General features: G+C 34.3%; 15 protein-coding genes. 6 read left to right on the top strand and 9 right to left on the bottom strand.

Going from position 1 to position 13,182, the window contains the following annotated elements:
- Positions 1–27 precede the first annotated feature (27 nt).
- Both BMY96_RS08415 and BMY96_RS08410 read left to right on the top strand, forming a co-directional pair.
- Positions 28–1,245: a hypothetical protein gene (locus BMY96_RS08415; RefSeq protein ID WP_092851267.1), complete on the top strand. Its 1,218-nt coding sequence runs from the start codon at positions 28–30 to the stop codon at positions 1,243–1,245.
- A 335-nt stretch (positions 1,246–1,580) separates the two neighbouring features.
- Positions 1,581–2,066: a DUF4890 domain-containing protein gene (locus BMY96_RS08410; protein WP_092851266.1), complete on the top strand. Its 486-nt coding sequence runs from the start codon at positions 1,581–1,583 to the stop codon at positions 2,064–2,066.
- 99 nt (positions 2,067–2,165) lie between these two features.
- On the opposite strand, the gene BMY96_RS08405 is transcribed toward BMY96_RS08410, so the two are convergent.
- The 5 genes from BMY96_RS08405 to BMY96_RS08385 are packed head-to-tail and all read right to left on the bottom strand — an operon-like array spanning position 2,166 to position 5,983.
- On the bottom strand, positions 2,166–2,648 hold the full coding sequence (locus BMY96_RS08405) for an SRPBCC family protein (RefSeq protein ID WP_092851264.1): 483 nt from the start codon (positions 2,646–2,648) through the stop codon (positions 2,166–2,168).
- 16 nt (positions 2,649–2,664) lie between these two features.
- Entirely contained in the window at positions 2,665–3,951 is a 1,287-nt protein-coding gene (hemL, locus tag BMY96_RS08400) for a glutamate-1-semialdehyde 2,1-aminomutase (RefSeq protein WP_092851263.1), read from the bottom strand.
- Between the two features lie 5 nt (positions 3,952–3,956).
- Positions 3,957–4,742, bottom strand: coding sequence for a glucosaminidase domain-containing protein (locus BMY96_RS08395; RefSeq protein WP_092851262.1), 786 nt, complete (start codon positions 4,740–4,742; stop codon positions 3,957–3,959).
- Between the two features lie 4 nt (positions 4,743–4,746).
- Positions 4,747–5,655 carry a 1-aminocyclopropane-1-carboxylate deaminase/D-cysteine desulfhydrase gene (locus BMY96_RS08390; protein ID WP_092851261.1) on the bottom strand — a complete coding sequence of 303 codons (909 nt, stop codon included), beginning with the start codon at positions 5,653–5,655 and terminating at the stop codon, positions 4,747–4,749.
- Positions 5,645–5,983: a hypothetical protein gene (locus tag BMY96_RS08385; RefSeq protein WP_092851259.1), complete on the bottom strand. Its 339-nt coding sequence runs from the start codon at positions 5,981–5,983 to the stop codon at positions 5,645–5,647. The genes BMY96_RS08390 and BMY96_RS08385 overlap by 11 nt, the downstream gene beginning before the upstream one ends.
- A gap of 156 nt (positions 5,984–6,139) precedes the next feature.
- On the opposite strand from BMY96_RS08385, the gene BMY96_RS15985 reads away from it, so the two are divergent.
- The 3 genes from BMY96_RS15985 (at position 6,140) to BMY96_RS08375 (ending at position 8,922) form a co-directional block, all read left to right on the top strand.
- A complete protein-coding gene (locus BMY96_RS15985; RefSeq protein WP_175473537.1) occupies positions 6,140–6,304 on the top strand; it encodes a C1orf53 family protein in 165 nt (54 codons plus the stop codon).
- 114 nt (positions 6,305–6,418) lie between these two features.
- Positions 6,419–6,976 (top strand): DUF4136 domain-containing protein, encoded by a 558-nt coding sequence (locus tag BMY96_RS08380; RefSeq protein WP_092851258.1) that lies wholly within the window; start codon positions 6,419–6,421, stop codon positions 6,974–6,976.
- Between the two features lie 188 nt (positions 6,977–7,164).
- The gene (locus BMY96_RS08375) at positions 7,165–8,922 is read left to right on the top strand and encodes an aromatic amino acid hydroxylase (RefSeq protein WP_092851257.1); all 1,758 of its coding nucleotides are present in this window, start codon (positions 7,165–7,167) and stop codon (positions 8,920–8,922) included.
- Between the two features lie 43 nt (positions 8,923–8,965).
- Here BMY96_RS08375 and BMY96_RS08370 read toward each other — a convergent pair whose 3' ends face one another.
- The 3 genes from BMY96_RS08370 to BMY96_RS08360 all read right to left on the bottom strand — a co-directional run bounded on the left by BMY96_RS08370 (position 8,966) and on the right by BMY96_RS08360 (position 11,998).
- Entirely contained in the window at positions 8,966–10,426 is a 1,461-nt protein-coding gene (locus tag BMY96_RS08370) for a potassium/proton antiporter (protein WP_092851255.1), read from the bottom strand.
- 94 nt (positions 10,427–10,520) lie between these two features.
- Entirely contained in the window at positions 10,521–11,063 is a 543-nt protein-coding gene (locus BMY96_RS08365) for a hypothetical protein (protein ID WP_092851254.1), read from the bottom strand.
- 185 nt (positions 11,064–11,248) lie between these two features.
- Positions 11,249–11,998 carry an enoyl-CoA hydratase/isomerase family protein gene (locus BMY96_RS08360; RefSeq protein WP_092851253.1) on the bottom strand — a complete coding sequence of 250 codons (750 nt, stop codon included), beginning with the start codon at positions 11,996–11,998 and terminating at the stop codon, positions 11,249–11,251.
- A 111-nt stretch (positions 11,999–12,109) separates the two neighbouring features.
- Here BMY96_RS08360 and BMY96_RS08355 point away from each other — a divergent pair, with 111 nt between their 5' ends.
- Positions 12,110–12,415 carry a rhodanese-like domain-containing protein gene (locus BMY96_RS08355; protein WP_092851251.1) on the top strand — a complete coding sequence of 102 codons (306 nt, stop codon included), beginning with the start codon at positions 12,110–12,112 and terminating at the stop codon, positions 12,413–12,415.
- Here BMY96_RS08355 and BMY96_RS08350 read toward each other — a convergent pair.
- Entirely contained in the window at positions 12,410–13,024 is a 615-nt protein-coding gene (locus BMY96_RS08350) for a DUF4230 domain-containing protein (protein ID WP_092851250.1), read from the bottom strand. The two genes, BMY96_RS08355 and BMY96_RS08350, sit on opposite strands and share 6 nt — an antisense overlap.
- Positions 13,025–13,182: the final 158 nt, after the last annotated feature.

Genomic DNA, 13,182 nt, shown 5'->3' with positions numbered 1-13,182 from the left:
TATTTAAAGTTTACCTATTTTTGCCCAATGCTAAAAAAAAGTATATTAATTTTTCTAGGGTTTTATAGCGTCTTGCTTACAGCACAAGTACAAGATAGTTTATCGTTTAAAAACGGCATCGATAACCCAAGTATATTATCTACCCACCACTTTGGTATATTTAGCTCGCGTATAAATACTAATTTTAAATACGCACCGCCAGAAAAAACTACATTAGCCATTAATTACACTTCTGGTAACAACTTTCACCCATACGTTGAAGCCCATTTTCCAAAAGACCCTGCGGTTCGCGAACAACTTAGTCAAATTATTTGGCACGATAGGCCTTTTACATTTATAGATCAAGATTTAACCCCTGCCGATTATTTAAATATCGTTATAGACGCTATAATTAAAGAGTTTCGAGTTACCGCCAACATCCCAATTAACAAACAACACGAATTAGCCGTAACCCTACGCTCCTATTTAATAACCAATGGTAAACACCCTTTTTCATTGTTTACTAGCGACGAAAGTATAGAGTGGTTTCACAGTAATGTAGCAGGTGGCGAAGACCCTTTTGGGCGGCGCTACTACGGGCTAAACCAAGTAAACTTTAATTATTTAGACCGCAACGGCAACACCTTGCAACTAAACAACAACGATTTTTTTGTTGGCGGGCTAGAATTCACACATTACTACTACCCCAAATTAGCCATAAATCAAACCAGAAACATCTATTTAAATTTTGGCACACATTTAGGCTGGAACACCTCAAAATACAACGCCTCTATGGATGCTGGCCTTTCGGCAAACCTTATAAAACAATGGGCCTTAAAAAACAATTACGAGCTTAACTTCGCAGTAGGCGTAAATACCCTAGCCAAAAATATTGTAAACTTTAAAGAGGTTATCGACTTAGGAAACAGCCCTTTTCTAGCTACCTTCGAGGGCGAAATAGAACTCACCAAACACACAAAAAAGGGAAATTTTAACGCCTTTGGTATTAATTACCACGCCCAATCGGCATATAACAAACAAGACGAAAGCAATTATTATAGACTTATTGGCAAATGGCGAGAAATAAAAGGCGGGTGGCAAAATGGCGTATACACACTCTACGAACCACTAATAAGCTGGAATTTTATTTACACCTACGGTACACCAAAATATAAAGTATCACTTTTTGTAAAAGAAGACTTAAGAGTAAACAACGCACCAGATTTTCAAACAGGCATAAGTTTAAAAGTACCAATAGCTAAATAATTTTGGGCGTTACTTTTTACTCATACCTACAAGGTTTCCAAAACCTTGCAGGATCATAAAAAGTCGGGCTTTCCATTACAAGTCCTCGCTCCCAAAAGGTCGCTGTGGGCTTTCCACTGCAATCCCTAACGCGGGCAAGTCCGCTATAGCCACTTCCCAATTTTAAGTTACCACATATCCGCAAACAGACCAACTTAAACCACTCATAACCAAGGGCATTTTAAACTCCAAACACATCTTAAAACTGTTAATATGTAGTTAAAAACAATACTCTCATTAAACCCTTTTCATTTTTTAAAGTCCAAAAGACAAATAAATTTAAAAACAATAAAAAAATGAAAAAATTAATATTAATCGCTGTAGCATTGTTCGCATTACAAGTTTCGGCTCAAGAAGAAAAAAAAGAAAAACACAACAGAGGTGAAAGAGGTGAAAGAATGATGAATCTTTCGGCCGAAGAAATAGCTACCCTTCAAACTAAAAAAATGACACTTGCTTTAGATTTAACAGAATCGCAACAAAACAAGGTTCAAAAATTAAACCTAGAAAATGCCACCAAACGTAAAGAAATGATGGAAAACCGCAAAGCTAAAAAAGAAAATGGCGATGCTATAAAACCAACAAAAGAAGAGCGTTTAGCTATGGCAAATGCCAGATTAGACCATAAAATTGCAGAGAAAGCTAAAATGAAAGACATTTTAAACGACGAGCAATATGCAAAATGGGAAAAGATGCAAGCTAGAATGGGAAAAAAAGGAAAAAGAAAAGGTGATGGCAAAAAGAAAGGCCAAAAAAGAGGCTATGATGAAGGTAAAATATAATTAGTTATTTTAATTAGAGTTTAGTTAATGTAAAAACGCATCTCAAATAATTTGAGATGCGTTTTTTTTATACATTATTTTACCAACCCGCTAAACAGTTTAATCGGTTAACAATACAGCTTTCCATTTCTCAGATTCGGCAAATTCTTTTACAATCCGGTTTCTTTCCACAAGTAAATTAGTCATATACCTTTTTAAAAATAAGTAATCTGCCAGTTTTCCAAAAACACCATAAGGCGATTCATAATCAAAAACATCAATCATTAATGTACCACCATTATTTAGTGCATTAAAATGATGCTCATGCCTAAACGATTTAAAAGCCCCTTTTTGCATTTCATCAACAAATACATCCGGACGATTAAATTCTGTAATTTTCGAAGTTAGGCTCTGGTAAACCCCTAAGTGTTTTGCCCTCCACGTTACACTTTCATGCAAGCCTATTAAACCTCCAATGGTTCCTGCAATGGCTTTCTCATGGGTTTGCTTGGTAGAAATTTTATGTAAATCGATACTTCTAGAAAGATCAAAAACAATTTCTTTTGGCGCTTCTATTTCCGTTTTAATTTCAATTCTAGGCATTACACAAATAAAAAAACTACAGTGTTTTAGCCACGGTATTCACAGCAGCAATAGTAAAATCTAAATCCTCATAACTTAAGGCATCTGTAATAAACCAAGTTTCAAAAGCACTTGGTGCAATATAAACACCAGCGTTAAGCATGCCGTGAAAAAACGTTTTAAACGTTTCATTATTACCTTTTGCAGCGGTATCAAAATCAATAACTGTTGCCCCATCAAAATGTACCGAAATCATAGAACCGGTTCTATTTATAGTATGTAGTATGTTATTTTCATTTAAAACCTTAGCAATACCTACATGCAAATAAGCGGTTTTTTCTTCTAGTCTTTTAAAAACTTCTGCATCTGCATTTAACTCCGTAAGCATTGCTAATCCTGCAGCCATAGCCAACGGATTACCACTTAAAGTTCCCGCCTGATAAACAGGACCTAAAGGCGCTAAGTAGTTCATAATCTCATTTCTTGCTGCAAAAGCACCAACAGGCAAACCGCCACCAATAACTTTTCCAAAACAAACTATATCTGCATTTATATTAAATAATTCCTGTGCTCCACCTTTTGCTAAACGAAAACCAGTCATCACCTCATCGAAAACCAATAAAATATTATGCGCATCGCATAAATCTCGTAACCCCTGTAAAAATCCTTCTACGGGAGGAATGCAACCCATATTTCCAGCTACTGGCTCAATAATTATACAGGCTATCTCGTTTTTATTTGCTTCAATTAAAGCCCTTACATTATCTAGATCATTATAACGTGCTAGCAAAGTATCTTGGGCTGTTCCTTTAGTAACTCCAGGACTGTTTGGCACTCCAAAAGTACTTAAACCACTTCCTGCCTGAATTAAAAAAGAATCGGAATGTCCATGGTAACAACCAGCAAACTTTATTATTTTATCTTTTCCGGTATATCCTCTTGCCAAACGCACGGCGCTCATACACGCTTCGGTTCCAGAATTAACTAAACGTATTTTATCAATATTAGGCACCATCGAAACCGCTAACTCTGCAATTTGCGTTTCAATTTCGGTTGGCATTCCAAACGAGGTTCCTTTTTTAGCTTTCTCGACAACAGCTTTAACCACAGGCTCAAAGGCATGACCTAAAATCATAGGGCCCCAAGAATTTATATAATCCACCAAACGGTTTCCGTCTTCATCATATAAATACGCACCTTTAGCTTCTTTTACAAAAATGGGCGTTCCTCCAACACCTTTAAAGGCTCTAACTGGAGAGTTTACACCTCCAGGAATTACTTTTTCTGCTTCGGCAAATAGTGCACTGCTTCTTTTATAAATCATTATAACTATTTTTTTGTTGATGGTTTAACCACTAACTCCTGCCCAATACTAATAGCAGCGTCTGGTAAACCGTTTAAATTTTGAAGTTCTTTTACCGAAATATTATAGCGTCGTGAAATGGAATACAACGTATCGCCCTTAACAACGGTATAGGTAGTTCGGTTTGATGTTACAGGGCTTTTGTAACTTACATAATTGTCGCCAAGAACAGCTTTATCAAACTCATATAACTTGTAGCGTTCTATTAAACTTATTAATTTTTGCGGATATTTAGGGTCTGTAGCATAACCAGCGGCCCGTAAACCTTTAGCCCAACCTTTATAGTCTTCTTGTTTTAATTTAAATAACTTCGAGTAGCGAGATCGCTCGGTTAAAAACAACGAGTGGTCTCTAAAAGAATACTTGGCATCTTTATACTTTCTAAAACATTCCTGTGCCGCATCGTCATCATGATAAATCTTTTGCCCTGTCCAACCGTGGCACTTAATGCCAAAATGGTTATTCGCTTCAACAGCCAAACGGCCATTACCAGAACCAGATTCTAAAATTCCTTGAGCTAAGGTTATACTTGCAGGAATACCATACAAACTCATTTCTTGCTGTGCCGTTTCACGATGCACATCAACATAACGCTCGGTATTACTTGCATATACTTTAGTATTACTTGGAGTTTCGGTTGTTTTTCGAACATCTCTTGTTGTGGTATTTGGCTTTTTGGTAACCACACTTTTTTTAGACTTACAACTAAAAAGCACACCTGCCAAACATATAATTATTATAATTCTATTCATTACACTACATAATTATTGGTAAATTTTTCTTTTTTAAAACAGCATTCATACCTGCAATTCCTTGCAAACCACCTGTATGAATAGCTAATATTTTTGAACCCACTGGAAAATATCCCTTTTCAATTAAATCGAAAATACCAAACAGCATTTTTCCGGTATAAACAGGATCTAAAGCAATACCGTAATCTTGTTTAAACTTGTTAATAAAAGCAATTAAGGCTTCATTAATTTTAGCATAACCACCAAAATGATAATCGGTAATTAATTCCCAATTGGATTTGTTGGCAAATTTACTAATATCTTCTTTTAAAAAGTCGCCTTTTAAGGCAGGAAAACCTAAAACTTGTTGACTAGGTTTTAAACAATTAATTAGCCCAGAAATTGTACCACCAGTACCAACTGCTGTACAGATGTAATTAAAATTGGAATCTTCTGGAGTTAAAATTTCTTCGCAACCTTTAATAGCAAACGCATTAGTACCACCTTCCGGAATATGATAAAACGAACCAAATTCATTTTTTAAAGCTTCTAAAAACTCTGGATTTGTTTTATCTCTATACGTCTCGCGCGATACAAATTTAAAATCCATACCATTAGCCTTGGCAAAACTTAATGTAGCATTACTCGCCACTTTTTCCGCAAGTTCCTCGCCGCGAATAACTCCAATTGTTTTTAAACCTGTCTGCTTACCTGCAGCCGCTACTGCAGCAATATGATTTGAAAACGCGCCACCAAAAGTTAACATGGTATCGTAGTTGTGTTTTTTCGCTTCAAGTAAATTGTATTTTAACTTACGGTATTTATTACCAGATACAAATGGATGGATGGCATCTTCGCGTTTTATATAAAGTTCTACCAATTTATTAGGCAGTTTTATATGCTGGTTAATACTATTTTCAAGCTTAAATATCATGATGACGAAGATACTTTAAAAAACTCCAAATAGAGCGACCGCTAATATATTCTAAATTAGTCTGGTTGCAATAAGCTTCGCGCTCAAACGAAATATTCCGGTAAGCTTTTTGCCAATTTCTGTACTGCAAAAGTCGTATTAAAAACTCGGCAACGTAAAACACGTAGAAAGGAATGATTAAAAGCTCTAACTGTTGTTTTAAATGAATTTTTTCATGATTAACCAAAACTGCGTTCGCCCTTAAATTTTCAGATTTTAAAAACACAAACGGATAAATAGTCATGCCGGTATATCCTTTAGGAACCAAATATTTCGAAATAAAAATCATATTATACACCTTTCAAAAACCACTCCAATATTTACGTTATAGTATTATATTTTTCAATTACAATCATCAAACTAATAGTTATATTAAAAGAAAAACAGCAACAAATTACTAAGGAACGCGTTTAAGCTTTTTCAATTTACATTATCTTTGTTACAAATGAAAAAAATAATTCCTATTGAAGAAGGCGATTTCTATTGGACACCCGAAGGTTATCGTTGTTTTACAGAGCAATACCACCTAAAACGTGGATATTGCTGCGAAAGCGGATGCCGACATTGCCCTTACGGTTACAATAAATCCACTAACTCTACCAAAAAGTAGTTACAAAACCAATAGCCTTGGTACGATTATTGATACTACTATTTAACATGATGTTTTTATAATAAAGCTGAAAATTAACAGTTTACAGCTATCATAACCCTTAAAATTTGTACTATGAAAAAACTTTTCACCTTCCTGCCAGTTTTAGCATTAATCTTAGTGGTGTCGTCTTGCAGCTCTGTAAGAGTAGCAGCCGATTACGACAAAGAAGCTACATTTAGCCAATACAACACCTTTGCTTTTTTTAAAACAGGTATTGATAAAGCAGAAATTAGCGATTTAGATAAACGCAGAATTCTTCGTGCTATCGAAGCGGAACTTTTAGCCAAAGGCTTTACAAAATCTGAAAACCCAGATGTATTAATTAGCTTATTTACAAAATCGCAACAACGTGTTGATGTTTATAACAATTCTTGGGGCATGGGCCGCTGGGGTTGGGGCGGTTATGGAGGCTTTGGTCCGGGTTGGGGCTGGGGCTGGAATCAACCTAGTACTAGCGTAAGCACACAAGGTCATTTATATATAGACATTATTGATGCCAATAAAAAAGAATTGGTTTGGCAAGGTATGGGAACTGGCTATTTAAGCAGAAACATGGAAAAGAAAGAAGAACGTATTAAGGAGTTTGTTTCTCAAATTATGGAAAAATATCCTCCTGGAGCAGAAAATTAATTTTTTAGGAATTTAAAATTCCAAAAACGTATTTAAAAAAGCAACTCGATTAGGGTTGCTTTTTTTATGTCCTATAGTCTCAGTAATTAATCCATTACAACCACAACTCATTGAAAGAAAACCTAAGAATCATAATTATTAATGAATTATTCGTATTTTTATAGTGATTTCACACATAAAACTTAACAATGTCGGATTTATTTGAATCGAACGAAATACTAAAAAAATTACCAAAACACTTAAAACAGTTTATTAAACCTCAAAACTACGAGGATTATTCAGCTATTAATCAAGCGGTTTGGAGATACGTGATGCGTAAAAATGTCGATTTTTTAAGTAAAGTGGCACATAAATCTTATTTAGATGGTTTAAAACAAACAGGGATTTCTATTAATCATATTCCAAATATGTATGGCATGAACCGTATTTTAAAAGATATTGGTTGGGCCGCTGTTGCGGTTGATGGTTTTATACCTCCAAATGCATTCATGGAATTTCAAGCTTATAATGTTTTAGTAATTGCAAGCGACATTAGGCAATTAGAACATATTGAATATACACCGGCACCCGATATTATTCATGAAGGTGCAGGACACGCCCCTATTATTGCAAACCCAGAATATGCCGAATACCTAAGGCGTTTTGGCGAAATTGGTTGTAAAGCTATTTCATCGGCTAAAGATTACGAACTTTACGAGGCTGTAAGACACCTATCCATTATAAAAGAAGCTCCTAATTCCTCGGAAAAGGATATCGCTTCCGCGGAAAAAAAAGTTGACCATTTGCAAAACAACATGGGGGAACCTAGTGAAATGGCGTTAATTAGAAACCTACATTGGTGGACCGTGGAATATGGTTTAATAGGTAGTCTTGAAAATCCCAAAATTTATGGTGCTGGATTATTATCGTCCATAGGAGAAAGTGCTTGGTGCATGACGGATGCTGTTAAAAAACTGCCCTACAACATTAATGCTACATATAAAGATTTTGATATAACTAAGCCACAACCTCAACTTTATGTAACACCAAATTTTGCACATTTAAGTTTAATTCTAGAAGAATTTGCAAACACCATGGCTTTGCGTAAAGGCGGATTACAAGGTGTGCAAAAACTAATTAACTCGAATGCGTTAGGCACTATTGAGTTGAGCACAGGCATACAAATTTCGGGTGTTTTTACTCAAGTAATCCAACACGAAGGCCAACCGAGTTACATACAAACCACAGGACCAACAGCTCTAGCTTATCGCGAAAAAGAATTAGTAGGACATGGTATTAGCACACACAACAAAGGATTTGGCTCGCCTATAGGCAAACTAAAAGGTATTAATTTAGCCATTGAAGATATGAGTCCTCGAGATTTGGCAGCTTACAATATTTATGAAGAAAAGGTGGTTACCTTAGAGTTTGAAGGCGGTATACAAGTTTCGGGAGAAATTATAACCGGAAAACGAAATTTACAGGGCAAAATTATACTTATTAGTTTTAAAAACTGTACTGTTTCATATAACGACACCATTCTTTTTAAACCCGAATGGGGCATTTATGACATGGCTGTGGGTAAAGCTATTGTATCGGCCTTTTCGGGACCTGCCGATTTAATTAGTTTCGATTTAATTACACATAAAACAAGCTCGAACACCATTCATATTAAAAAAACAAAAACTCAGTTAGCTTTGGAAACCTTGTACCAACAAGTTAGAGATTACAGAGAAGGTACCAACACTACCATTTCTAGAACTAAAGTTTTAGAACAACTTATTGAAAACCACCCTAATGATTGGTTACTGGCCGTTGAATTATATGAGTTAGCATACCTTGGCAGCGAAACCGAATTATGCCACAAAATATTGAAGCATCTGGAAACCGTTAAACAAAACAAACCGGAATTAGGACACTTAATTGATGATGGATTAGAAATTGTTAATCAAAAACAATTAAGTTAATAGCGTTTTAATTTACATGTGGTTTTAGCCGTATAAATGCTTTCTACTTTTCTAGAGCTTTATACACATCATGGAAAACATTAGGCTTATCTGCAAGCACTATTAAGGTATCTTCAGCCTTAATTACTGTCGCTCCGTTAGGTGTCATATAATTATTATCTCTTATAATCATGGCTATTATTGCATTTTTAGGAAAGCCTAACTCCACAATTTTTTTATCTACCGCCAAACTACCCGAAGAAATTAAAATTTCTTTCATTTCAGCTTTAGGACTTTCAGACATAAGTAAATCTGTAGCCGTTAACCGTTTTGCTTGTTCTGGTAATGCGACATTTAGCCATTTCGCAACGACGGATAGCGTGGTGCCTTGAATTAATATGGATGTTACCGAAATAAAGAAAACGATATTAAAAATCATATTTGCTTTATCTATTCCAGCCAATAACGGATAGGTTGCAAACACAATTGGAACCGCACCACGCAAGCCAACCCACGAGATATAAAATCGGCGTTTAAGCTTCATTTTAAAAAACATAAGGCTAATAAATACACCTAGTGGTCTTGCAACTAAAATTAAAAACACCGAAATAAGTAAACCTATACCCATATACGGAATAATTTGTGATGGAAAAACAAGCAGCCCTAAAGTAAGGAATAGAACAATTTGCATAAGCCACGCCAAACCATCAAACATTTTTAAAATGGTTTTTTTATGTATTAAATCTTGGTTACCTAAGTAAACCGCACAAATGTATATGGCTAGAAACCCATTACCACCCACAAAATCGGTAGCCGAAAAGGTTATAAACATTAATGTTATAACTAACACAGGATAAAGCCCTTCAAAATCAAGTTTAATTTTATTTATAATATATTTACTAGATACACCAAAGGCAATACCTGCAACACCTCCCAAAATCATTTGTTGTAAAAACAGTGGAATTATGGAAATAAAACTTTGGTCTTGGTGTATTACTAATGTTAAAAATGCAAGGGTAAGCACATAAGCCATAGGGTCGTTACTCCCACTTTCTAACTCTAAAGTTGGTCTAAGATTCGTTTTTAAAGCAATACTTTTTGAGCGTAAAATTGAAAATACAGCAGCAGCATCTGTTGAAGACACGATAGACCCTAACAATAAACTCTCGTAAATAGTAAAGTCTGTAACGTAGTAAACAAAAACCCCTAGAGAAACCGCAGTTAACAGCACGCCTAATGTGGATAGCACTACACCTTCTTTTAAAATGGGTTTAACATCTTTCCAGTTGGTATCCAATCCTCCCGAAAACAAAATAAAATTAAGAGATACAATACCAATAAATTGCGCAAGTTGCGGGTTATCAAACCGAATACCACCAATACCATCTGACCCTGCCAACATGCCTATAAACAAGAAAAGCAGTAAGGTTGGCACACCAAATTTATAGGTAGTCTTACCCGCTATAATACTTACAAGAAGTAATAAGGAGCCAACCAATAATATGTTTTCTATTGTTAAGTTCATTGTTTAAGTTTCTTACTTCTATTAATTAAAGGCATTTATATTTTTTTGTAAAAATTAATAAAACTCTTAAAATCCATTCGGAATATTTTTAAAGTTAAAAAAAGCCAATTCTTTTGGACTTCCTCATATCAGGATTTTTAAAGTATTTATGTCTCACCCATAATCCTATTCCAAAAATTCCTAAGGCAAAAGAAATCAAAAATCCGAATCTTGAATGGGATTTCGATTCTTCAAAACCATAAATTACACTTCTATTCTTATCGGCTATTTGAAAAACGGTCGGTTTATATTCATCTTTTTGGCTTTGTTTTATCCAAACACTAGCACTTCCTGATTGTCTTAATTGAATTTCTAAATTCTCAAATCTTTCATTTATTCCACTTTGCCCTATATTTTTCATAAGGACATATCTACTTTGAGACGAATTCAGTGCAAATTGTAGTTCTGATTTAATACTATTTGAACCTCTATAACTCTCCACACGGGTATAATAAATATTTAATTCACTTATTTCTCCATTAATTTCAATTAGCGAACTTTTTAAAGTAAAAAGAGTGGGAGCAAAAAAATAAAACGCACAAACAACCGAAGTGATTCCAGCAAATAATCCTTTCTCAGCGTAATATGCCTTATTCATTTAATTTTCGGCGAAATGTAAAATATGGTTAAAACTACATAATTTAAAACGAAACTAATACAAATACTACCCCATAAACAAATCAGGATAACATAAATATTACACTTCTGTAATCCGGTAAAGATAATTATTTTTCATAGGAAAAATAGGGCAAAACCCCTAAGAAAAGTGAATCTCAATACAATTTACCTAAACCTTTTCAAGGTCTTTTTAGTAAACTTACTTAACACCAATTTTCCACTCATTTCTGCACGTTCGGCAAGTAATGCGTCCCAATTTTCGGTGCCTTTCCAAAACACTTTTTTCATTTCAGTAATTGCTTCAGGGTTGTAACTCGCTAATTTTTCGGCTAAATCTGAAACAGCTATATCTAATTCTTCGGCAGTCTCAAATACTTCAGCATACAAACCTTTTTCTTTAGCAAATTGAACCGAAAAAAATGTTTCTGTATCAATAGTCATTTGCGACATAGCGTTTACTCCAATTTTTCTAGACACTGCCGGCTCTATTACAAATGGCCCTATACCAATACTTAATTCGCTTAATCGAATAGAAGCAAATTTTGAAGCTAAACAATAATCGGTTGCTGCAGCTAAACCAACACCACCACCAACAGTTTTTCCTTGTACACGCCCAATAATTAATTTTGGGCATTTACGCATAGCGTTTATAACGTTTGCAAAACCTAAGAAAAATTGTTTTCCGCTAACTTCGTTATCAATAGCTATAACCTCGTTAAAACTAGCACCTGCACAAAAGGTTCTGTTACCGCCACTTTTTAAAACAATAACTTTTATACTGTCGTTACTACCGGCATCTGTAATAGTTTGCTCTAATTTTAATAACACATCGCTAGGCATAGAGTTTCTATTAGGATGATAAAACTCTATATACCCCACATTATTAGTAATAGTAAGCGAAACGTAAGCTTCCATATATTTAAAATTTTAAAAGCTGAATATACATAAATTTTTAATGTATCGTTATGCAACTCATGTTACTTAAACTTTAAAAATAAATAAAGTACTTTGCATAAAAAATAAACTATGGGCTTATTCAATTTTCTATTTGGTAATAAAAATAATATGATTAACGATTTTAAAACAAGAGGTGCTGTTGTTATTGACGTAAGAACGGTTAATGAATATAGCAAAGGAGCCATACCAGGATCTAAAAACATTCCTTTACAAACTATAAATGCTAAAATTGCTGAAATAAAGAAATTAAACAAACCCGTAATAACCTGCTGCGTGAGTGGTATGCGATCTGGTAGTGCGGCTTCTATTTTAAACAGTAATGGTATTGAGGCTATAAATGGTGGTGGCTGGACAAGCTTAAGAAACAAACTATAGCTTAATACTTTGTAAATCTTTTGCAGATTGAACAGGCTGTGTGTTGTATTTTAATGTCCACCCTAAAGAATTGGTTAGGATATAAAATTTTGATAGTTCGCTAATTAATCTGTTTTTAGCATTTGCTTTTAAATCTGAAGCTTCAATCTTTTTTGTTAGCATCACATTTACCGTATTTTTAATATCGTTATAATCCTTGGCTTCAAATGGATTTAAGTAATCTGCCTGTACATCATAATACTCTAAATCTGGATGAATTTTCACTTCTTCCTTTGGGATACTTAAAATAGTAAGAGTTTTTTCAGCTTCATTAAGTTCATATTCAATTTTACTTAAATCGTAAGCAATGGTTACATCGGCATTTACAACAATTAAGGCTTTCTTTTCAACCGAAAATAAATCACCAAAAATATCTTTTGAGCTTTTATAATTAAAAACTTCGCTAAAGTGCCCTTCGGTAACAATAAGCTTACCTACATTTTGTATTTGCTCTTGGATAAGCACCGAACTTTCTTGAAGCACTATTTTATCCTCTTCCCTATCTCCACAATATTTAAAAGTATAGAGTACAAATAAAGTTATAATAACACCAAATAGAATTTTTCGCATGTACTAATTTAGAAATAATTTCAATACTATATGTGGAGAAAAGTTAATTTTTGGGCAAAAAAAAACATCAGTTTCCTTCGACATAAGAAGTCTAAACCAATGCATTTTTACTAAACTAAACTAACACTGCAAATATACAGCACAATAGTAGCTTTTAT

Source organism: Algibacter pectinivorans (assembly GCF_900112595.1).
GTDB classification, from domain to species: domain Bacteria; phylum Bacteroidota; class Bacteroidia; order Flavobacteriales; family Flavobacteriaceae; genus Algibacter_B; species Algibacter_B pectinivorans.
This window is presented reverse-complemented; position numbering and strand designations above follow the sequence as displayed.

Excerpts from the sequence above, each read along its gene's own strand:
- BMY96_RS08415 (WP_092851267.1), top strand. The coding sequence starts at position 28 with ATGCTAAAAAAAAGTATATTAATTTTTCTAGGGTTTTATAGCGTCTTG.
- BMY96_RS08410 (WP_092851266.1), top strand. The coding sequence starts at position 1,581 with ATGAAAAAATTAATATTAATCGCTGTAGCATTGTTCGCATTACAAGTT.
- BMY96_RS08405 (WP_092851264.1), bottom strand. The coding sequence starts at position 2,648 with ATGCCTAGAATTGAAATTAAAACGGAAATAGAAGCGCCAAAAGAAATT.
- hemL (WP_092851263.1), bottom strand. The coding sequence starts at position 3,951 with ATGATTTATAAAAGAAGCAGTGCACTATTTGCCGAAGCAGAAAAAGTA.
- BMY96_RS08395 (WP_092851262.1), bottom strand. The coding sequence starts at position 4,742 with ATGAATAGAATTATAATAATTATATGTTTGGCAGGTGTGCTTTTTAGT.
- BMY96_RS08390 (WP_092851261.1), bottom strand. The coding sequence starts at position 5,655 with ATGATATTTAAGCTTGAAAATAGTATTAACCAGCATATAAAACTGCCT.
- BMY96_RS08385 (WP_092851259.1), bottom strand. The coding sequence starts at position 5,983 with ATGATTTTTATTTCGAAATATTTGGTTCCTAAAGGATATACCGGCATG.
- BMY96_RS15985 (WP_175473537.1), top strand. The coding sequence starts at position 6,140 with ATGAAAAAAATAATTCCTATTGAAGAAGGCGATTTCTATTGGACACCC.
- BMY96_RS08380 (WP_092851258.1), top strand. The coding sequence starts at position 6,419 with ATGAAAAAACTTTTCACCTTCCTGCCAGTTTTAGCATTAATCTTAGTG.
- BMY96_RS08375 (WP_092851257.1), top strand. The coding sequence starts at position 7,165 with ATGTCGGATTTATTTGAATCGAACGAAATACTAAAAAAATTACCAAAA.
- BMY96_RS08370 (WP_092851255.1), bottom strand. The coding sequence starts at position 10,426 with ATGAACTTAACAATAGAAAACATATTATTGGTTGGCTCCTTATTACTT.
- BMY96_RS08365 (WP_092851254.1), bottom strand. The coding sequence starts at position 11,063 with ATGAATAAGGCATATTACGCTGAGAAAGGATTATTTGCTGGAATCACT.
- BMY96_RS08360 (WP_092851253.1), bottom strand. The coding sequence starts at position 11,998 with ATGGAAGCTTACGTTTCGCTTACTATTACTAATAATGTGGGGTATATA.
- BMY96_RS08355 (WP_092851251.1), top strand. The coding sequence starts at position 12,110 with ATGGGCTTATTCAATTTTCTATTTGGTAATAAAAATAATATGATTAAC.
- BMY96_RS08350 (WP_092851250.1), bottom strand. The coding sequence starts at position 13,024 with ATGCGAAAAATTCTATTTGGTGTTATTATAACTTTATTTGTACTCTAT.